The sequence below is a fragment of the Spirillospora sp. NPDC048823 genome (assembly GCF_043198445.1).
Taxonomy (GTDB): domain Bacteria; phylum Actinomycetota; class Actinomycetes; order Streptosporangiales; family Streptosporangiaceae; genus Spirillospora.
On the sequence record NZ_JBICUT010000003.1, the window covers coordinates 607,489 to 626,243 of the forward strand.

An 18,755-nucleotide genomic window follows, 5' to 3' on the forward strand; every position below is an offset into this window, starting at 1 on the left:
GCCTAGCGCGCGTCGAAGTCGGTGAGGCGCGGCGGCTCGGGGCCGCCGGGACCCATCAGCGCGATGCGCTCGACGCGGACGATGCGGAACCGGCGGCCCGCGACGGCGATGCCGTTGCGGCGCGTCTCGTCCTCCATCAGCTCCGCCGCCTCGGCGAACTGGGCGACGTCCGCGTCGCCGGGACTCTCCACCGCGGGCACCACGTGCCGGAAGTAGGTGACCAGCGAGGCGCGGGCCCGCTGCGGGGCGTCGTGCAGCCGCCCGACCGGGCGCCAGCGCCGCTCGCTGCGCTCCGCGACCGTGAACGCGGGCGCCAGCGCGACCGGGGTGAGGAACGCGCCGGACGGCTCGTTCCCGATGGCCGCGGCGGCGTCCAGCACCTGGCACAGCAGTTCGGCGGTCGCGAGGTCGGACGCGGAACCGTGGTCGGGCAGCAGCTCGTGGCGGCGGCCGGGCCCGGTGCGGGGGCCGGACGGGTCCACGTCCGTCGGGCGGGGCGGTTCCGGCCCGTCGGGCCCGGTCCGGACCAGCTGCTCGATCCGCACGATCCGGAACCGCCGCTCGCCCGCGTTCACCGCGTCGGTCGGTTCGTCCTGCAGCGTCCGTGCGGCGGCGCGCAGCTCACGCGCCTCCGCGCGGCCCGCGGACACGGCCATGTCCGCCAGATGGACGGCGAGGAGCTCACGCGCGCCCTGCGGCAGCGGGTCGCACGGGCAGATGATCTGCCAGCCGCCCGGGACCTGCTCGGCGGCCGTGAACAGCGCGCCGACGGCCACGAGCTCCGGGTAGGCGGAGATGGCGCGGCACGCGTCCGCGAGCATCACCGCCGCGACCGGGTCGACGCCGTCCAGGTCCTCCGGGAACAGCCGCCCCCCGGCATCACCATCGCCGGTTGTCATGCCGGACATCATCCTCGTCGCGCCCGCTCCGGCCAATGGTTCAGACCAATTTGTTACCGGCCCGTTCGCGTTTTCTCGCGGCTCCGCCGGGAGGCCCGCGGCCCGGCCGGTGCGATGAGGACGATCAGGCTCGCCCCCACCAGCGCCAACCCGCCCGGCGCGGCCGCGCCCAGGTCCTCGTCCAGCAGGACGGTACCGAGGACCGCGGCGACCGCGGGCTCCGCCAGCGTCAGCGTCGTCGCGGTCGTGGCGGGCGTGGTCCGCAGCCCCCGGGCGAACAGAAGATAGCCGCCGCCCGTGGTGATCACCCCGAGGAGAGCGCGGTAAATCGGAGAGAGGAAATCCGGATTCGGGGCGCAGGAGTGCACGGCCCCGGGCACACGCCGGTGCCGGGCCGTGTCAGGACTCGGGTGGAGAGTGCGGTCGCCGCGCCCCGTCAGGAGCGCGGCGGTCCGCAGTCAGGGGTCCAGTACGCCATGGTCCAGAACGATGGCCGGTCAGGCGGGGACGGTGTCGGTGTCGGGCGCCTGTGCCAGGGAGCGGCCGACGATGGGGGGCAGGTCGCGGACCAGCTTGGCGAGCTCGCGCAGGTCGCCGTCCACGAGGGCCTGCGGGCCGTCGCAGAGGGCGGTCTCGGGGTGCGGGTGCACGTCGATGATCACGCCGTCGGCGCCGACCGCGATCGCGGCGCGGGTCAGCGGCAGGACGAGGTCGCGGCTGCCGCCCGAGTGCGACGGGTCCACGATGACCGGCAGGTGGGACAGGCGCTGCGCCACCGGCACGGCGGAGATGTCGAGGGTGTTGCGGGTGGCCTTCTCGAACGTGCGGATGCCGCGCTCGCACAGCACGATGTCGAGGTTGCCGCGCTGCGCGACGTACTCGGCGGCCATCAGCCACTCCTCGATCGTCCCGTTCATGCCGCGCTTGAGCATGACCGGCTTGCCGGACTCGCCGGCGGCCTGCAGGAGGGAGAAGTTCTGCGCGTTGCGGGTGCCGATCTGCAGCATGTCCGCGTAGGAGGCGACGAGGTCGACGTCGCCGGCGTCCACCACCTCGGTGACGATCGGCATTCCGGTCTCCTCGCGCACGTCCGCGAGGATGCGCAGGCCGGTCTCGCCGAGTCCCTGGAACGCGTACGGGGAGGTGCGCGGCTTGAACGCGCCGCCGCGCAGCAGCGTCGCGCCCGCGGCCTGCGCCATCTGCGCCGCGCCGAGGGTCTGCTCGGGGGTCTCCACGGCGCACGGGCCGGCGATCAGCGTCATGGTGCCGGGGCCGACCGGCACGCCGCCGACCCGGACGATCGAGCGCTCGCCGTGGTTCTCGCGGCTCACCAGCTTGTAGGGCGCCGAGATGCGGATGACGTCGGTGACACCGCGCATCCCGCGCAGGTTCAGCGAGCCGAACTGCTGGACGTCGCCGACGAGCCCGACGATGGTGCGTTCCACGCCGCGGCTGACGAAGGCGTCACCTCCCGCCGTCTCGACAAGTGAGACGACGGCCCTGATGTCCGCTTCGTTGGCCTCCTGGGCCATGACGACGACCATTGATGTGCTGCCTCTCCTGTACGCCCGGGATCCCGGTGACCTCGCGGCTTACCCCTGAAACGGCGAAAGCCCCGGGCCAGCCGGCCCGGGGCTTTCGTTCTGTGGTCTGTCAGCGCAGCGCGTGGCAGACCAGCCGCCCGGGCTGGTCGTACCAAAAGAAATAGACGACGCTGCGCATGTGGTCAGCGTAGCCGAATTTCCCGGTGGTGGGCCCGCGCGACCCCGAATATGGCTCAGCTCACCCCGGATGGCAGTATGGCCGCGTCATGTCCCACCCCGAACAGCCCGCGCCGCAGCCGCGGGACCTGCCGCCCGGCCAGTACGTCCCCCGGGGCTGGCCCGTCCTCCACTACGGCCCCGTGCCGAAGTTCCGTCCCAAGGACTGGGATTTCCGGGTCTTCGGCGCGACGGAGTCGGGTGAGCAGCACCGCTGGACCTGGGACGAGTTCGAGGCGCTGCCGACGGCCGCGGCGGTCGCCGACTTCCACTGCGTCACCAAGTTCACGATCCCCGGAAACGAGTGGGAGGGCGTCCCGGGCACGGTGATCGCGGAGTTGGCGCCTCCGGCGCCGGACGCCACGCACGTGATGGTCTGGGCGGAGTACGGCTACAGCGCCAACATCCGGATGACCGACTTCCTCGCGGACACGACGATGTTCGCCACCCACCGCGGCGGTGAGCGGCTCACTCCCGACCACGGGTTCCCCCTGCGCATCGTGATCCCGCACCTGTACGCGTGGAAGAGCGTGAAGTGGGTGCGGGGCGTGGAGTACCTCGTGAAGGACCGCCGCGGCTTCTGGGAGGAGCGCGGCTACCACAACGTCGCCGACCCGTGGCGGGAGCAGCGGTACTCCTACCAGGAGGACGAAGGCGAAGCCCCGCCCCTGTGACCCGCGTGCGCAGACGGGGGCGTTCTTGGTGCGCGCGCGGCCGTGTGGCCGTGTGTGGCCACCCAAGAGGTTCGTAAATGGTCAACACACCGACCCGCACGGAAGACAGACGTTACCGTAAGTCGTCATGGTCCTACCGTCCGTCGTGGACGCCGTGGCGGGCGCCGTGGCCGCCGGTGCCGCCACGGGAGCCTGGGCGCTGCGCCGATGGCTCCGCGTCCCGCGCCGCGCGCCCGCCGATCCCGCCGAGAAGGCGGCGTTCGCGGCCCTGCACACGGTCGCGCGGGCGTCGCCGCCGCTGCGTGCCGGGCTCACCGAGGAATCGGCGCGCAAAGCCGCCCGGCGGCTCAGATCGTTGCTGGGCGCCGAGGCGGTCGCGCTGGTCGGAGTACCGCCCCCGGACGACGCCGCCCATCCCGAGGGCCTCGACGATTCCGGCGACGGCGACGGCCCCGGCGACGGCGGTCCCGAGCCGGTCCGGGAGGCGCCGTGGCTGCTCGCATGGGACGGTGCGGGTCGCGGCGTCCACGCGGCGGAGGCCGTCCAGCACGCCTTGCCGGTCCTGACCTCCGGACGGCCGAGGGTGACGACCCTCGAGCCGCCCGGCTGCCACGACCCGCTGTGCCCCGTCCAGGTCGCGATGGTCGCGCCCCTCACCGTCGAGGGACGTGTCGAGGGGACGCTGACCGCGTACTGGCGGCACCCGTCGGCGGCGCGGGTCAGGGCGGTCGGCGAGGCCGCCCGTCTGGTCACCGGGCAGCTGGAGCTGGCCGGGCTCGACACCGCCCGCATCCGCCTGGCCGAGGCCGAAATGCGGGCCCTGCGCGCTCAGATCTCCCCCCATTTCGTCTACAACTCGCTGACCACGATCGCCTCGTTCGTCCGCACCGACCCCGAGCGCGCCCGGGAGCTGCTGCTGGACTTCGCCGACTTCGCCCGCTACTCCTTCCGCAACCCGCGCGACTTCACCACCCTCGCCGACGAGCTGCGCTCCATCGACCGCTACCTGCTGCTGGAACGCGCCAGGTTCGGCGAACGGCTGAAATGCCGGGTCGAGATCGCGCCCGAGGTGCTGCCGGTCGCGGTGCCGTTCCTGGCGCTGCAGCCGCTGGTCGAGAACGCCGTCCGGCACGGCATGGCGGGCACGGGGGAGGCGTTCCACATCTCGATCGTCGCGCGCGACTCCGGCGCCGAGGCGGCGATCAGCGTCGAGGACGACGGCGTCGGCATGGACCCCGAACGGCTCCAGGAGATCCTCTCCGCCCCGGTGGGCGGGCCCGGGCCGACCGGCTGGGGGAGCGTGACCACCCGGGCGCGGCGCGACGGCGACGGCGCCGGATCCGGGGCCGGAATCGGACTCGCGAACGTCGACGAGCGGATGCGGCAGGTCTACGGAGAGGAGTACGGGCTGACCGTCGAGACCGCTCTCGGCGCCGGGACGAAGGTCAATCTGCGCGTCCCGAAGTACCGTCCGGGGGTGTTTCCGGACTGACCGATGCCCCCGCGACACGCCACTCACTTTTCGGAACCGATTGCGGACAGACGGTAATCGCGGCAAAGTCGCCCTCATGCTCCACGTCCTGGCCGTCGACGATGAACGCCCCGCCCTGGAGGAGCTGGCCTATCTCCTCCGCAGGGATCCGCGCATCGGCCAGGTCAGCTGTGCGGGCGACGCGTCGTCCGCGCTGCGTGACCTGAGCCGGATGCTCGTCGAGGGCGAACGCCTCGACGCCGTGTTCCTGGACATCCGGATGCCCGGGCTCGACGGGCTCGACTTCACCCGCCTGCTCACCGGCTTCACCGCACCCCCGCACGTGGTCTTCGTGACCGCCCACGACGACTGCGCCGTCACCGCCTACGAGCTCGGCGCCCTCGACTACCTGCTGAAGCCCGTCCGTCCCGAGAGGCTCGCCGAGTCGGTCCGCCGGGTCCACGTGGCCGCCCGGCGGGCGGGCCCGGCGGACGAGGACGGCCGCGACGCCGACGACGAGATGATCCCCGTCGAACTCGGCGGGCGCACCCGGCTCGTCTCCCGCCGGTCGGTCACCCACGTCGAGGCGCAGGGCGACTACGTGCGGCTGCACACCGCCGACGGCGGCTACCTGGTCCGCATGCCGCTGTCGGCGCTGACCAAGCGGTGGGAGGCGGCCGGGTTCATCCGGATCCACCGCAGCACCCTGGTCGCGTCCGCGCACGTCACCGAGCTGCGCTTCGACGGCGGCCGCGCGGCCGTCCAGATCGGGGACGAGCTGCTGCAGGTCAGCCGCCGCCACACCCGCGAGGTGCGGGACCTGCTGGTCCGCAAGTTCCACCGGCCGGGCGGCGACGGTGACGGCGACGGCGACGGGGCCGCGGAGGACGACGGCGATGACCGGTGACCGCCCCGCCGCGGTCCCCCAGGCACCAGGTTCCGCCCCACCGCCCACCGCCTCGCCCGCCCCCGGCCCGCCGGATAACGGGCTGCCGGACACCGGCCCACCCGCCCCCGGGTCGCCGGGCGCCGGACCGGCCGATTTAGGGACGGTCGACACCGGTCCGTCCGATCCCAGCTCGCCGGGCTCCGCCGCGTGCGGTTCCGGGACCGCCGAGGTACGCGCCCTCATCCGCACCCAGCTGCGCATCGCCCTCGGGACCTGCGCGATCGTCGTGAGCACGGTGACGGGCCTGCCCGTGCTGCTGGCCACCGTCCCTGCGATCGCACGGGCGCGCGTGCACGGCGTTCCGCTGTGGTGGCTCGTCCTCGCGCTCGGCGTCCAGCCGCTCTGGATCGCCGTCTCGCGGTGCCAGCTGCGACGCGCCGAGCGGGCGGAACGCGACCTGACGAGGCCGGTGGGCCGTCCGTGACCGTGCTGGCCGTGACGGCGGCGCTGATCGCGCTGGTGGCGGTGCTGGGGATGACGGCCGTCCTCGGCCTGTACGGCCGCCGCTCCGCCCGGACGACCTCCGACTTCCTCGTCGCCTCGCGAGGCGTCACCCCCTGGTGGAACGCCTCGGCGGTCAGCAGCGAGTACCTCTCCGCCGCCGCCTACCTCGGCACCGCCGGGCTGGTGCTCGCCTACGGCACCGACATGCTGTGGCTCCCCATCGCCGGGACCGCCGGATACGTGCTGCTCCTGGCGTTCGTCACCGCCCCGCTGCGCAGGTCCGGCGCCTACACCGTCTCCGACTTCGCCGAATGGCGGCTCGGCTCCCGGACCGTCCGGCGGATCGTCACCGGCTGCGTCTGCTGCATCGGCTGGTTCTACCTGCTCCCGCAGTTCCAGGGAGCCGGCGTGACGCTGCACCTGCTGACCGGCGCGCCCGCCTGGACGGGCTGGGCCGTCGTCGTCGCCGTCGTGCTGACCGCCGTCGCCTCCGGTGGAATGCGCAGCATCACCGCCGTCCAGGCCGTCCAGTTCTGGGTGAAGCTGGCCGCCGTGGCCGTCCCCGCCGTGGCGCTGCTGGCGCTGTGGAACCTCGACGGACGCCCCGGCCCGGTGACGGACGGCCCGCCGAGCTTCGAGCGGACCACCCGGGTGCAGGTGCACACCGACGCCGCCGTCACCGTGCCGGCGGCCGTCACCGTCACCGCCCGGGGACGGGTCGACGGCACCGCCCACGACGGCGCCGCGGTGCCGCTCGCGCCCGGCCGCCACACGATCGGCCGGGGGACCGAGGTCGTCTTCCCGGCCGGGGCGGCGGTGCCGCACGCCGAACGGCTCCCCGTGCAGGACGGCGCGGCCTGGGTGACGCCGTTCGGGCGCGACGCGGAACACGGTCTCTTCCGCACCTGCTCGGCGCTGCTCGGCGTTCTCCTGGGCACCATGGGCCTGCCTCACATCCTGATGCGCTTCTACACCAGCACCTGCGGAAGCGCCGCACGCCGCACCGCCGCGTACGTTCCCTGCCTGCTCGCGCTGTTCTCCGTGTTCCCCATCCTGTACGGGACGCTGGGACGCCTCTACGCCCCCGAACTGCTCATGACCGGCGACACCGACGCGACCCTCCTGCTGCTCCCGCAGCGCATGTTCCCCGGGCCCGCCGGTGCGCTGCTCACCGGCCTGATCACCGCCGGGGCCTTCGCCGCGTTCATCTCCACGTCCTGCGGAATCGTCGTGGCCCTCGCCGGGACGCTGTCCCAGTGCACGGGCCGGTCCCAGTGCACGGGCCGCCCCAGCGGCGTCACCGCGTTCCGCGTCGGCGTCGTGGTCACGCTGGCCGTCCCGGTGGCCGTCCTGCCCGCGATCGGCCCGCAGGGCGCGGCCACCCTGGTCACGATGGCGCTCTGCGTGTCGGCCTGCTCCCTGTGCCCGCTCCTCGTCCTCGGCATCTGGTGGCGCGGCCTCACCGCCGCCGGCGCCGCCGCCGGCCTCCTCGCCGGCGGCGGCCTGGCCGCCGCCGCGGGCGTCACCCGGCTGTTCTCCGGCTGCTGGACGGGCTGGCCCGCCGCCGTCCTGACCCAGCCGACCCTGGTCGTCGCACCGGCCGTCTTCGCCGTCATGGTCGCCGTCTCGCTGCTGACCCGCCACCGCGTCCCCCGCCGCGCCGACCAGGCCCTGATGAAACTGCACCTGCCCGAGGACGCGGACGCCCGCTGAACCGCGGGTAAATCATCGACGACCGTTCGCCGCCTGTTGTGGACCGTTCCCACCCACCGCTCGTCCCCCAACATCGACCGCTCACCGCATGATCACGCTACGTACAACTCTGACTACGTACCGCTTATCGAGAGCCGCGTTTTCCTGCGCCGATCGTCCACGCCGGACCCCTAGTGTTCTCAGTGGCACCACACGCCACACCGCCGACGGAGGGCGGGCGGCCGGAAAGCGGCCCACGCCGCATACCACCGCGAACCTCCCACAAGAGCAAATCCGGAGATCCGGCGCGCGCCAGTCGAACGCCGGATCATGCGCCGCTGGATCCCGTACCGGGGGGGTGGGATCCGGTGGCCTATGGCTCGGGCGCCGCTGAACAGTCGGGGGGTTGTTCATCGGCGCCCGAGTCGTGTTTGTTTGCAGTGCCCTTGGCGGTCGGGCCCTGGGGGCCCTCCCTTCGGCGGGCACTGCGTGCGATCGCTGCATCGCTCCGGCTCGCCTTGCGGCTCGCTGCGCGATCAGGTTTCTCGCTTCGCTTGCAACCTGCCTTCGGACGCGATCGCGACGGTTTCGGTCGTCGCGTGGTGCGGTGGTGGCCGGTGTGGGCGCAGTAGTCGGTACCTCTTTGCGCGTACCTGCCGCTTCCAGCCCAACCCCGCCTCCAGGGTCAGTGGGGGGTGTCGCGTAGGTGTTTCAGGGTCTCTATGTCTTTGGCGTGGGGGGCGGGGGCCCGGCCCGGGGTCTCGATGATGAAGGGGAGGCCGGTCACGGCGGGGTGGCGGAACAGGTCGGCGAAGGGCTGTTCGCCGATCAGGCCGGCGCCGATGTTCTGGTGGCGGTCCCGGGTGGAGCCGCAGGGGTCCATCGAGTCGTTGGCGTGGACGAGTTTGAGGCGGCCCTCGCCGACCGTGGCGACCAGCGCGTCGATGGTGTCCTTGACGCCGCCGGGGGCGGACAGGTCGTGGCCCGCGGCGAACGCGTGGCAGGTGTCGAAGCACACGCCGAGCTTGGGGTGGTGTTCGAGGCGCTCGAAGAACGGGCCGAGGTCCTGGACCTTCCGGCAGAGCATCCCGGCCCGGCCCGCCATGGGTTCGAGGAGCAGGTCCGGGCCGTCGTCGGGAATCTCTTCGAGGAGGGGGAGCACCTGGTCATGGACCTGGGCCATCGCCTCGTCGTAGGTCTGGGTGACGGCGGAGCCGGTGTGGACCACGACGCCGCGGGCGCCGATGGCCCGGCCGCGGACCAGGGAGTGGCGGACCGTCGCGATCGACTTCGCGAGGGTCTCCTCGGAGGGGGAGCCGAAGTTGACCAGGTACGGGGCATGGACGTAGACGGGGACGCCGGAGCGGCGCAGCTTCTCGTCCTCGGCGGGCTTGCCCTCGGGGAGGGCCCAGCCGCGCGGGTTCGCCACGAACACCTGGACGGCTTCCGCGCCGATCTCGGCGGCGTACTTCAGGCCGCCGGTGGCCAGGCCGCCGGCCACGGGGACATGGGCCCCGACGGGGCTCTGGGGTGAGGTCATGACCGGCTCAGCCTATCCGGTCACGGCCCCTTGACGATGGTCACGGTGGAGCCGCGCGGGGCCTCGCCGCTGCTCGGGGACTGGAAGCGGACGATGTCGCCGCCGAAACCCGTCACATTGACCTTGAAGCCGGATTCCTTCAGGGCCTTCTTGGCGTCGCCCACGGTGCGGCCGGTCATGTTCGGCACGGGGACGTTCTGCTCGCTGCCGTCGTCGCAGCCGAACTGGAACGGGCCCGCGTCGACGAGGCAGTCGCGCTTGTTGACGACGATCGTGACGTCGTCGCCGCGGGAGACGCCGGTGCCCTCGGACGGGGCCTGGTCGATCACGGAGTTCGGTTCCTTGCCGTCGACCTGCCGCTTCTCGACCTTGACGTCGAGGCCCATCGAACGCAGCCGGTTGGCGGCGGCGTCGCCGTTCTCGCCGATGAGGTCGGGCATGGACATGCCGGTGGAGACGATGACGGCGACCGGGTCGTCGGGGGACTGCTTCTCACCCGCGTCCGGGTCGGTGCCGATGACCCTGTCCTTGGCGACGGTCTGGGAGGGGGTGGTGCTCGTCCGCCCGACCTTGAAGCCTTCGTTCTCGAGGGTCTGCTCGGCCTCGGGCAGGGTCTTGCCCGCGACGTCCGGCACCTGGCGCGGAGTGATGCCCTTGGACGGCGTCAGGGTGACGGTCCGGCCCTCGGCGATGCGGGCGCCGGCGGGCGGGTCGGACTTGGCGACGTTGCCCTTGTGGACCCGGTCGTCGTAGACGGGTTCCGCGGTCCGCACGTCGAGGCCGGCGCTCTCCAGCTGGTCGCGGGCGTCGGCGACCTTCATCCCGATGATCGACGACGGGACGTGCTCGTACTGCCCGGACGTCTGGTACCAGACGGCCCAGCCGAGGATGAGCGCCGCGATCGCGCCGATGGCGACCAGGACGTAGCGGCCGGTCAGTGCCCCGATGGCGCGGTCGGTCGCGGTGCGCCGGGGGACGTGCTCGGACGGGTGGTCGGCGGGCAGGGTGCGCCGGTCGAGGACGGCCGTGCGTCCGCCGGGGGGCGCCTCCAGGACGCTCGTGGCGTTGCGGGAGGCCTCTTCCAGGCGCCGGTCGAAGTCGCCGGGGAGGCCGCCGTACACCTCGGCGACCTCGGCGTGGTACTGGTTCGCGTCCACCGGGCGGCGCGCCGGGTCGTGGCTCGTCGCGTCGGTGACCAGGGCGTCCACCTGCGGCGGCAGGCCGGGGACGACGCCGGACGGCGGCGGGACGGTCTCGTTGACGTGCTTGTAGGCGACGGCCAGGGGCGTGTCGCCCCGGTGGGGCAGATGCCCGGTGATCAGCTCGAACAGCATGATCCCGGCGGCGTACACGTCGGAGCGGACGTCGGCGCTGCCGGCCGTGACCTGCTCGGGCGCCAGGTAGCCGACCGTCCCGATGATCATCCCGGTCTTGGTCATCTTGCTCGCGGTCTCGGCCCGCGCGAGGCCGAAGTCGGCGACCTTGACCTGGCCGTCCTCGGTGATCAGCACGTTCTCGGGTTTGACGTCGCGGTGCACGAGACCGGCCCGGTGGGCCGCGCCGAGGGCGGCGAGCACCGGTTGCATGATCTCCAGCGCCGCCCGGGGGCCGAGCCGGCCGAGCGAGGTCAGCGCGTCGCGCAGCGTCTGCCCCGCGACGTACTCCATCACCAGGAAGACGTGCTCGCCGTCGGTGCGCTGGTCGTAGACGGCGACGACGTTCGGGTGGGACAGAGCCGCCGCGGCCTTGGCCTCACCGATGAAGCGGGCGACGAAGTCCTCGTCGGAGGCGAGTCCGGCGTGCATCACCTTGATCGCGACGATGCGGTCGAGCCTGATGTCGCGCGCGACGTAGACCGTGGCCATGCCGCCGCGCGCGATGCGGGACTCAATGCGGTAGCGCCCGTCGAGCACCTGCCCGACGAGTGGATCAGCAACCGTCGTGTCCATCGGTGCGAGTTTACGGGCGAATCCCCGTGGATCCCATCAGTCCCGAGTATGAGCCTCGATGAGCACGGAGCGCGGCTCCTGCGGCGCGGCCGGTTCCGGCGGGACGCGGCGGCGGCTGCGGGAGACGGCCACGCCGGCGAGGCACAGCAGGCCGCCGCCGAGGGTGATCAGGCCGGGGACCTCGCCGAGGAACAGCCACGACATCAGCACGACGATGGCCGGGACGGCGTAGGTGGTGGCGCCCATCTTCCCGGCGGACGTGCGGGCCAGCGCGTATCCCCAGGTGGTGAACGCGATGGCGGTGGGGAAGATGCCCAGGTAGACCATGTTGAGGGTGGCGCCGGCCGGGGCGTCCGCGGCCTCGGAGACGAGCTGCCAGGAGAACGGCAGGCAGGCGAGGGCGCCGATCGCGCAGGCGAACGTGGTGAACTGCAGGGCCGAGGCGTGCCGGAGGGCGGGCTTCTGGCTGACGACGCCCGCCGCGTAGGTGACCGCGGCGACCATGCACAGCAGGACGCCCAGGACGGATGAGCCTCCCTCGCCGGACATCGACAGCCCGACGACGGCGGCGCCGGCGAACGACACCACCAGGCCGGCCATCAGCCGGGGCGGCAGCCCCTCCTTCAGCAGCCAGCCGCCGAGGAGCGCGATGAGGATGGGCCCGATGTTGACGATCAGGGCCGCGGTGCCCGCGTCCACCAGTTGCTCGCCCCAGTTCAGGGCGACCATGTAGGCGCCGAACCACAGGATGCCCGCGGCGATGATGCCCGGCCAGGCGCCCCTGGGCGGAAGTCCTTCGCGCCGGACGAGCCACAGTGCGCCCAGCACGACCGTCCCGGAGAGGAGGCGGCCCAGGGCGAGGGCGCCGGGGCTGTACTCGGCGCCGGCGCTGCGGATGGAGACGAACGCGGAGGCCCAGAGCACCACCGTGACCGTGGCGGCGGCCACCGCGATTTTGTCGATGCCCGGCGCGGCCGTCTGCGGGCTGTCCTGCTGCATAGTGACGCACCTTAGGTATGGGACGTTTCCACGAACACCGAAGGAACGTGCCGGGTTGCGGCGCGGCCTGGTGCACCGCCCCAGTCTCACCAAGCCGACATTTCAGGTCTAGCGAATATTTCTATAAGCGAGTCTTTAGCGTTGCTACGACGTGGCGAGGCCTTCGAACGGCGACGACGCCTGGGCGTAGCGGCGCTTGGGGATCCGCCCGGCCAGCCGCGCGAGCCGCCCGGCCTCGACCGCGTGCCGCATCGCGGCGGCCATCCGCGCGGGGGACTGCGCGCGGGTGACGGCGGTCGCGAGCAGGACCGCGTCGCAGCCCAGCTCCATGGCCAGGGCCGCGTCGGACGCGGTGCCCAGGCCCGCGTCCAGGATGACCGGGACGCCCGCCCGCTCGACGATCAGCTCGATGTTGTGCGGGTTGCGGATGCCGAGCCCCGACCCGATCGGGGAGCCGAGCGGCATCACGGCGGCGCACCCGGCCTGCTCCAGGCGCCGCGCGAGGACGGGGTCGTCATTGGTGTACGGCAGCACGGCGAACCCGTCGTCGACGAGCTGCTCCGCGGCGTCGACCAGCTCGATCGGGTCGGGCAGCAGCGTGTGCTCGTCGGCGATGACCTCCAGCTTGACCCAGTTCGTGCCGAGGGCCTCCCGGGCGAGCTTGGCGGTGAGGACCGCCTCGCCCGCAGTGAAGCAGCCGGCCGTGTTCGGCAGCACCCGGATCCCGCACTCGGCCAGGACGTCCAGCACCGAGCCGCGCGCGGACGGGTCCACCCGCCGCATCGCGACCGTGGTCAGCTCCGTCCCGGACGCGGTGAGCGCCTCCCGCAGCACCCGCATGCTGGGCGCGCCCCCGGTCCCCATGATCAGCCGCGAGCCGAGCTCCTCGCCCGCGATGACCAGCCTGTCGTCGTCCACCTTCAGCCTCCTTGGACCGCCGTGAGCACTTCGAGCCTGTCGCCGTCGCGCAGGGCCGTCGACTCCCACGCGGAACGCCGGACGACCTCGTCGTTCAGCGCGGCGGCCACGCCGGTCCCGGCGGCGGTGACGGACGCGACCACCTCGGCCACGCTGGCGCCCTCGGGCAGCTCGCGCGGCTCGCCGTTGACGAACACCTTCATCAGCGCACCTCGGCCATCAGCGCACCTCGGCGGAGAAGCGGCCGGGGGAGAACGGCGCGGCGACGCCGGGGACGGGCTCGTCCAGGAGCATCGCCGACAGGATGTCGGCGCTCACCGGGGTCAGCAGGATGCCGTTGCGGAAATGCCCGGTGCCGACGACGAGGCCGGGGAGCGCGGACGGGCCCATCACTGGCGCGTTGTCGGGGGAGCCGGGACGCAGTCCGGCCGAGACCTCGGCGAACTCCAGTTCGGTGATGCCGGGTACCAGCTCGCGGGCGTCCCGCAGCAGCTCCCAGAGTCCGCCGGCGGTGACGCGCGTGTCGAAGCCGAGTTCCTCCTGCGTGGCGCCGAGGACGATCTCGCCGTCCGCGCGCGGCACCAGGTAGACCGAGGAGCCCTTCACCAGCCCCCGCGTGGCGCGGCCGAGGAACGGCGTCCGGGTGCGGAGGCGGATCACCTGGCCCTTCACCGGGCGGACGGGTGGAACGGTCCCGGGAGGCAGGCCGTCGAGGTCGCCCGACCACGGGCCGGCGGCCAGCAGCACCCGGTCGGCGGGGATCACCGTCCCGTCGTCCAGCCGTGCCCCGGCGGCCGCGTCGTTCGCCACGGCGATGCCGGCGGCCCGGCGCCGGACGAGCCGGACGCCCGTCTTCCCGGCCGCGGCCAGCAGGGCCGTGGTCAGTCTGCGCGGGTCGATCGAGCCGTCCTCGGGGGCGTGCAGGCCGCCGCGGACGCCGGGGGCGAGCATGGGCTCCAGCCTCCGGCACTCCCGCCCGGTCAGCGCCTCGGCGGGGATGCCGAGGCTCTCCTGGAAGCGGCGCAGCTCGTCCAGGTACGTCAGGTCGTCGGAGTCGAACGCGACCTGGAGGATCCCGTCGGTGCGGTAGCCGGTCTCCAGGCCGGTCAGCTCCTCCAGTTCGGCGGCGAACGCGCCGTACCGGTCGCGGGAGGCGAGGCCGAGCCGCAGCAGCGGCTCCTCGCCGTAGGTCACCTCGCTGACGGGTGTCAGCATGCCCGCCGCCACCGATGACGCGCCGCTCGCGGGCTCCGGATCGACCAGGGTGACGCGGGCGCCGGCCGCCGCGGCCCGCCAGGCGGTGGCCAGGCCGATGACCCCGGCGCCTATGATCACGATCTCCATGCGCGCTCCCTTCGCCGGCATGATCCGGATCAGGTCGTGGCGGTCGGCGGCCCGTTCCAGCCGCCCTCTCAGCCCGGTCGCACCGGACTCCCGCGCTTCTGCTGTTTTATCCGGTTCCACTCTACGACCTCGGTAGCGTGCGCAGCTGTCTGGACGATCGTCCGAGCCTCGATCGCGCCCCGTTAGGGTGACCTTATGGACAGGGTCATCGTCGTGGGCGGAGGGCTGGCCGGCGTGCGCGCCGTGGAGGTCCTGAGGAACAAGGGGTACGAGGGCGCGCTGACCCTCGTCTCGGCGGAACGGCACCGGCCCTACGACCGGCCGCCGCTGTCCAAGGCCGTCCTCGCGGGCGACTCCGACGACACGACGGTCGACGTCGACTGGGACGCCATGCGCTGCGACCTGCTGCTCGGCGAGCGCGCCACCGGCCTGCGCCTGGACGAACCGGGACGCGGCGGCATCGTCGCGTCCACGGTGGGCGATCTTCCGTTCGACGGGCTGGTCATCGCGACCGGCGCCGTCCCGGTCACGCTGCCGGGGGACGGGCGCCAGCACGTCCTGCGCACCGTCGACGAGGCCCGCGAGCTGCGGTCCCGGCTCACCGGGGGCGCGCGGATCGTCATCGTGGGGGCGGGCTGGATCGGCGCCGAGGTCGCCACCACCGCAGCCGGGAAGGGCTGCGCCGTGACCGTCGTCGAGGCCGCCGACACCCCGCTCGAGGGCGCGATCGGTCCCGAGGTGGGCGCGCTCACCGTCCCGTGGTACGCCGAGGCGGGCGTCGAGCTGCGCACCGGCGTCAAGGTCGCGGCCGTGCAGGACGGCGGTCTCCTGCTGGCCGACGGCACCCGGATCGAGGCGGACGAGGTCGTCGCCGGCATCGGCGTCCGGCCCGCCCTGTCCTGGCTGGAGGACTCGGGGCTGCTGCTGGAGCGCGGCGTGGTGACCGACGGCTCGTTCCGCGCCTACCAGGGCGAGGAGGAGCCCGGCTCGCTGCGCCCGGACGTCGTGGCCGTCGGCGACTGCGCCGCGTGGTGGTCGCGGCGGTACGGGCGGCGGCTCCTCGTCGAGCACTGGGACACCGCCCTCAACGCCCCCGAGGTGGCCGCCGCGACGCTCCTCGGCGAGGACGCCGTGTACGACGCCGCCCCGTACTTCTGGTCCGAGCAGTTCGGCCGCATGGTGCAGTACACGGGCAGTCACGCCGCGTCCGAGCGGATCGTCCACCGCGGCGACCCGGCCGGCCGCAAATGGGCGGTGGCGTGGCTGACCGGCGACCGCCTCGACGCGGTCCTCACCGTCGACCGGCCGCGCGACCTGGTGCAGGCGCGGCGCGTCATCGCCGCCGGGACGCCCGTGGACCCCGGCGCGATCGCCGACCCCGGCGTGCCCCTCCGGCAGGCCGTTCGCTGAAGGCGATCAACGCCGGGACGTTACGGCTGTGCAGGGGGTTTGAGGGTTCCGAAGGAGTGGTAGCAAGGGGGCGTGACGCAGATGCACGCAACCGTTGACAGCGCACTCGACCCCCGGACCGACGCCCTCGCGGGCGAATGGCTCTCCCTGCGGGAGGCCGCCGAACGACTCGGGATCAAGCCCAACCGGATCAAGCAGCTCATCAGCGAGCGCAGGCTCCTGGCGGTGCGCCGGGAAGGAACCCCCATGGTGCCCGCCGCCTTCATCAAGGACGGTCAGGTCATCAAGGGGCTGCCGGGCACGCTGACGCTCCTGTCGGACGCGGGCTACGACGACGTGGAGACGATCCGCTGGCTGTTCACCGCCGACGACACTCTGCCGGGGACGCCCGTGGACGCGCTCACGGAGAACCGGGGGACCGAGGTCCGCCGCCGCGCCCAGGCGCTGGCCTTCTAGGGCGCCCGCGCCGTCCGGCCGAGGGCCGCCCCCGGGATCCGGCGGAAGACAAGGCACGTGACACGATCGCGGGGTCGTGCGCGGCGGGACGTGACCGCCGCGCGACCCCGCGATCTCTCCTGTGGAAGGACGGACTCCGGCCGTGTCCAGGCATCTCCCCTCCGAACGCGCCGTCGCGCTGCGCGCCCGGCTCAGCCGGTCCCGCCTCTACCTCTGCACGGACGCGAGAGAGCGCCAGGGGGACCTGCCCGCCTTCCTGGACGCCGTGCTCGCGGGCGGCGTCGACCTCGTCCAGCTCCGCCAGAAGGGCCTGGAGGCCCGGCAGGAGATGGAGTACCTGGAGACCTTCCGGGCGGCCTGCGACCGGCACGGGGCACTGCTCGCGGTCAACGACCGGGCCGACGTCGCGCACGCCGTCCGCGCCGACGTGCTGCATCTCGGCCAGGACGACCTGCCGGTGGCCGCCGCCCGGGAGATCGTCGGCGGCGACATGCTGATCGGCCGGTCCACGCACTCGGGCGAGCAGGCGTCCGCGGCCGCCGCCGAGCCGGGCGTCGACTACTTCTGCGCCGGCCCGGTGTGGCCGACCCCGACCAAACCGGGCCGTCCCGCGCCCGGCCCCAAGCTGCTCGAATACGTCGCGGCGCAGCGCGTCGCCCGCCCCTGGTTCGCGATCGGCGGGATCGACCTCGGCAACCTCGGTGCGGTGACGGCCGCGGGCGCGGGCCGGGTCGTGGTGGTACGGGCGATCACCGAGGCCGGCGATCCGGGCGCCGCCGCGGCGGAGTTCGCCCGCCGGCTCGCCGGCTGACCTCCGTGTGGGGATTTGACCCGTATCACGGTGCGGGCCGGGGCCCGATCGCGGACAATGGGATCATGAGCGTGGGACCCGACGACGACCGGCCGGTGAATCTCGGCGACGAGCTGGAGATCCTGCCCGACCAGACCTCCGACGACACCGACGTCGGATGGGGCGAATGGCGCGGCGGCGACGACGACTCGCGCCTCCTGGAGGACCGCCCCCCGCACTGGTGACGCCGGGCCGCGCGGATCCGGACCACGGCTGGAATACGGCTGGAACAAGGCTAGAACAGCATGCCCAGGGCGAACCCGGCGACGACCACGGCGGCGAGCGCGACCATCATCCGCCACCGGTAGCGCGGGATCCTGGTCGGCCGCGGTTTCGTCATCGGTCCCTGCCCTTCGCGTAGCGCGCGGACGATCTGCGGCGCGGTCGGCCGGGCGGCGGGGTTCTTGTCCAGGCAGCGGGCCGCGAGGTCGCGCAGCGGGCCCGCCATGTCGCCGAGGTCGGGCCTGCGGGACGTGACGCGCCGCATGACGGCCGCGCTCGGCCCGGTGCCGAACGGCGGGCGCCCCGTCGCGGCGAACACCATCGCGGCGCCCCAGGCGAACACGTCCGCGGGCGGCCCGACCGGCTCGTCCTCGATCTGCTCCGGCGCCATGTACGCGGGCGTGCCGACCGGCCCCGTCGTCAGCGGCGTGTCGAGCGCGGCGTCGGCGGTGCGGGCGATGCCGAAGTCGATGACCTTCGCGCCGTCCGGGCCGAGCAGCACGTTGCCGGGCTTGAAGTCGCGGTGCACGATCCCGGCGCGGTGGATCGCGGCCAGCGCCGCCGCCGTCCGGAGCGCGACCTTGCGCAGCTGCGGCGCGGGCAGCGGACCGCGGTCCTCGACGATGTGCTGGAGCGGCGGCCCCTCGACGAACTCGCTGACGATGTAGGGCCGGTCGCCGGTCATGTCCGCGTCCAGGACGCGCGCGGTGTGCCGCCCGGACACCTGCAGGGCCGCGTCCGCCTCCTTGACGAAGCGGCTGCGCGCCCGGTCCCCGGCCGCCGTTCCGCCCCGCAGCAGCTTGACGGTGACGAGCTCGCCGTCGCCGTCCCGCCCGAGGTAGACGACGCCCTGCCCGCCCTCGCCGAGCCGCCCGAGCAGCGTGTAGCCGCCGAGGCCGCGCGGATCGTCGGGGCCGAGCGGCGTCTCGTGTCGCCGGTCCGGTCCGTGCGGCGGACGGGCCGCGCCGCCGCGCCGCGGCCCGTCCACCGCACGGGCGGGCCGCGTCTTGGCCGGGTGGCCGGAGTGACCCTGCCCGGCCCGCGCGGGCCGGGCGGCGGGCCGCGCGGGATGGGGGTTCGTCCTCCCGCGGGAGGTGTCGTGCGGCAAAAGAGGCTCCGACTCGGCGGGGACGGACGAAGATTTCCTCATTTGTACCGTGTAACCGGGGCGTACGGCA

The 18,755-nt window shown here is 73.5% G+C and carries 19 protein-coding genes and 1 riboswitch; of the genes, 9 read left to right on the top strand and 10 right to left on the bottom strand.

Features of this window, described 5'->3' with window-relative positions:
• Positions 1-2: 2 nt before the first annotated feature.
• The 3 genes from ACGFK0_RS10400 to aroF all read right to left on the bottom strand — a co-directional run bounded on the left by ACGFK0_RS10400 (position 3) and on the right by aroF (position 2,443).
• A complete protein-coding gene (locus ACGFK0_RS10400) occupies positions 3-899 on the bottom strand; it encodes a DUF5954 family protein (protein ID WP_392902622.1) in 897 nt (298 codons plus the stop codon).
• 53 nt (positions 900-952) lie between these two features.
• A complete protein-coding gene (locus ACGFK0_RS10405; RefSeq protein WP_392902624.1) occupies positions 953-1,279 on the bottom strand; it encodes an EamA family transporter in 327 nt (108 codons plus the stop codon).
• A 117-nt stretch (positions 1,280-1,396) separates the two neighbouring features.
• Positions 1,397-2,443, bottom strand: coding sequence for a 3-deoxy-7-phosphoheptulonate synthase (gene aroF, locus ACGFK0_RS10410; RefSeq protein WP_392902627.1), 1,047 nt, complete (start codon positions 2,441-2,443; stop codon positions 1,397-1,399).
• 266 nt (positions 2,444-2,709) lie between these two features.
• Between aroF and ACGFK0_RS10415 the strand changes: the two genes are divergently transcribed.
• From ACGFK0_RS10415 to ACGFK0_RS10435, 5 genes are all read left to right on the top strand, one after another.
• Entirely contained in the window at positions 2,710-3,333 is a 624-nt protein-coding gene (locus ACGFK0_RS10415; RefSeq protein ID WP_392902629.1) for a sulfite oxidase-like oxidoreductase, read from the top strand.
• Positions 3,334-3,460: 127 nt separating this feature from the next.
• On the top strand, positions 3,461-4,825 hold the full coding sequence (locus tag ACGFK0_RS10420) for a sensor histidine kinase (RefSeq protein ID WP_392902632.1): 1,365 nt from the start codon (positions 3,461-3,463) through the stop codon (positions 4,823-4,825).
• A gap of 76 nt (positions 4,826-4,901) precedes the next feature.
• Positions 4,902-5,711: a LytR/AlgR family response regulator transcription factor gene (locus tag ACGFK0_RS10425; protein ID WP_392902634.1), complete on the top strand. Its 810-nt coding sequence runs from the start codon at positions 4,902-4,904 to the stop codon at positions 5,709-5,711.
• On the top strand, positions 5,701-6,177 hold the full coding sequence (locus ACGFK0_RS10430) for a hypothetical protein (protein WP_392902636.1): 477 nt from the start codon (positions 5,701-5,703) through the stop codon (positions 6,175-6,177). Before ACGFK0_RS10425 ends, ACGFK0_RS10430 begins: the two co-directional genes overlap by 11 nt.
• Complete coding sequence (locus tag ACGFK0_RS10435; RefSeq protein ID WP_392902639.1) at positions 6,174-7,910, top strand: cation acetate symporter; 1,737 nt, start codon at positions 6,174-6,176, stop codon at positions 7,908-7,910. Before ACGFK0_RS10430 ends, ACGFK0_RS10435 begins: the two co-directional genes overlap by 4 nt.
• Positions 7,911-8,574: 664 nt before the next feature.
• On the opposite strand, the gene ACGFK0_RS10440 is transcribed toward ACGFK0_RS10435, so the two are convergent.
• The 6 genes from ACGFK0_RS10440 to thiO all read right to left on the bottom strand — a co-directional run bounded on the left by ACGFK0_RS10440 (position 8,575) and on the right by thiO (position 14,639).
• Positions 8,575-9,429, bottom strand: a complete 855-nt coding sequence (locus ACGFK0_RS10440) for a deoxyribonuclease IV (protein WP_392902640.1) — start codon at positions 9,427-9,429, stop codon at positions 8,575-8,577.
• A 20-nt stretch (positions 9,430-9,449) separates the two neighbouring features.
• Complete coding sequence (pknB, locus tag ACGFK0_RS10445; protein ID WP_392902643.1) at positions 9,450-11,378, bottom strand: Stk1 family PASTA domain-containing Ser/Thr kinase; 1,929 nt, start codon at positions 11,376-11,378, stop codon at positions 9,450-9,452.
• Between the two features lie 36 nt (positions 11,379-11,414).
• Positions 11,415-12,377: a DMT family transporter gene (locus ACGFK0_RS10450; RefSeq protein WP_392902645.1), complete on the bottom strand. Its 963-nt coding sequence runs from the start codon at positions 12,375-12,377 to the stop codon at positions 11,415-11,417.
• A gap of 144 nt (positions 12,378-12,521) precedes the next feature.
• A complete protein-coding gene (locus ACGFK0_RS10455) occupies positions 12,522-13,241 on the bottom strand; it encodes a thiazole synthase (protein WP_392902893.1) in 720 nt (239 codons plus the stop codon).
• A gap of 56 nt (positions 13,242-13,297) precedes the next feature.
• The gene (thiS, locus tag ACGFK0_RS10460; RefSeq protein WP_392902648.1) at positions 13,298-13,498 is read right to left on the bottom strand and encodes a sulfur carrier protein ThiS; all 201 of its coding nucleotides are present in this window, start codon (positions 13,496-13,498) and stop codon (positions 13,298-13,300) included.
• A gap of 16 nt (positions 13,499-13,514) precedes the next feature.
• A complete protein-coding gene (gene thiO, locus ACGFK0_RS10465; protein WP_392902651.1) occupies positions 13,515-14,639 on the bottom strand; it encodes a glycine oxidase ThiO in 1,125 nt (374 codons plus the stop codon).
• A riboswitch (TPP riboswitch) is annotated at positions 14,629-14,743 on the bottom strand. (Overlaps the previous gene by 11 nt.)
• A 91-nt stretch (positions 14,744-14,834) precedes the next feature.
• On the opposite strand from thiO, the gene ACGFK0_RS10470 reads away from it, so the two are divergent.
• The 4 genes from ACGFK0_RS10470 (at position 14,835) to ACGFK0_RS10485 (ending at position 17,540) form a co-directional block, all read left to right on the top strand.
• Positions 14,835-16,049, top strand: a complete 1,215-nt coding sequence (locus ACGFK0_RS10470) for an NAD(P)/FAD-dependent oxidoreductase (protein ID WP_392902653.1) — start codon at positions 14,835-14,837, stop codon at positions 16,047-16,049.
• An 81-nt stretch (positions 16,050-16,130) separates the two neighbouring features.
• Positions 16,131-16,505 carry an Rv2175c family DNA-binding protein gene (locus tag ACGFK0_RS10475; protein WP_392902655.1) on the top strand — a complete coding sequence of 125 codons (375 nt, stop codon included), beginning with the start codon at positions 16,131-16,133 and terminating at the stop codon, positions 16,503-16,505.
• A gap of 142 nt (positions 16,506-16,647) precedes the next feature.
• Positions 16,648-17,316 (top strand): thiamine phosphate synthase, encoded by a 669-nt coding sequence (thiE, locus tag ACGFK0_RS10480; protein WP_392902657.1) that lies wholly within the window; start codon positions 16,648-16,650, stop codon positions 17,314-17,316.
• Between the two features lie 65 nt (positions 17,317-17,381).
• Positions 17,382-17,540, top strand: a complete 159-nt coding sequence (locus ACGFK0_RS10485) for a hypothetical protein (RefSeq protein WP_392902660.1) — start codon at positions 17,382-17,384, stop codon at positions 17,538-17,540.
• 50 nt (positions 17,541-17,590) lie between these two features.
• On the opposite strand, the gene ACGFK0_RS10490 is transcribed toward ACGFK0_RS10485, so the two are convergent.
• Entirely contained in the window at positions 17,591-18,727 is a 1,137-nt protein-coding gene (locus ACGFK0_RS10490; RefSeq protein ID WP_392902662.1) for a serine/threonine-protein kinase, read from the bottom strand.
• Between the last annotated feature and the right edge of the window lie 28 nt (positions 18,728-18,755).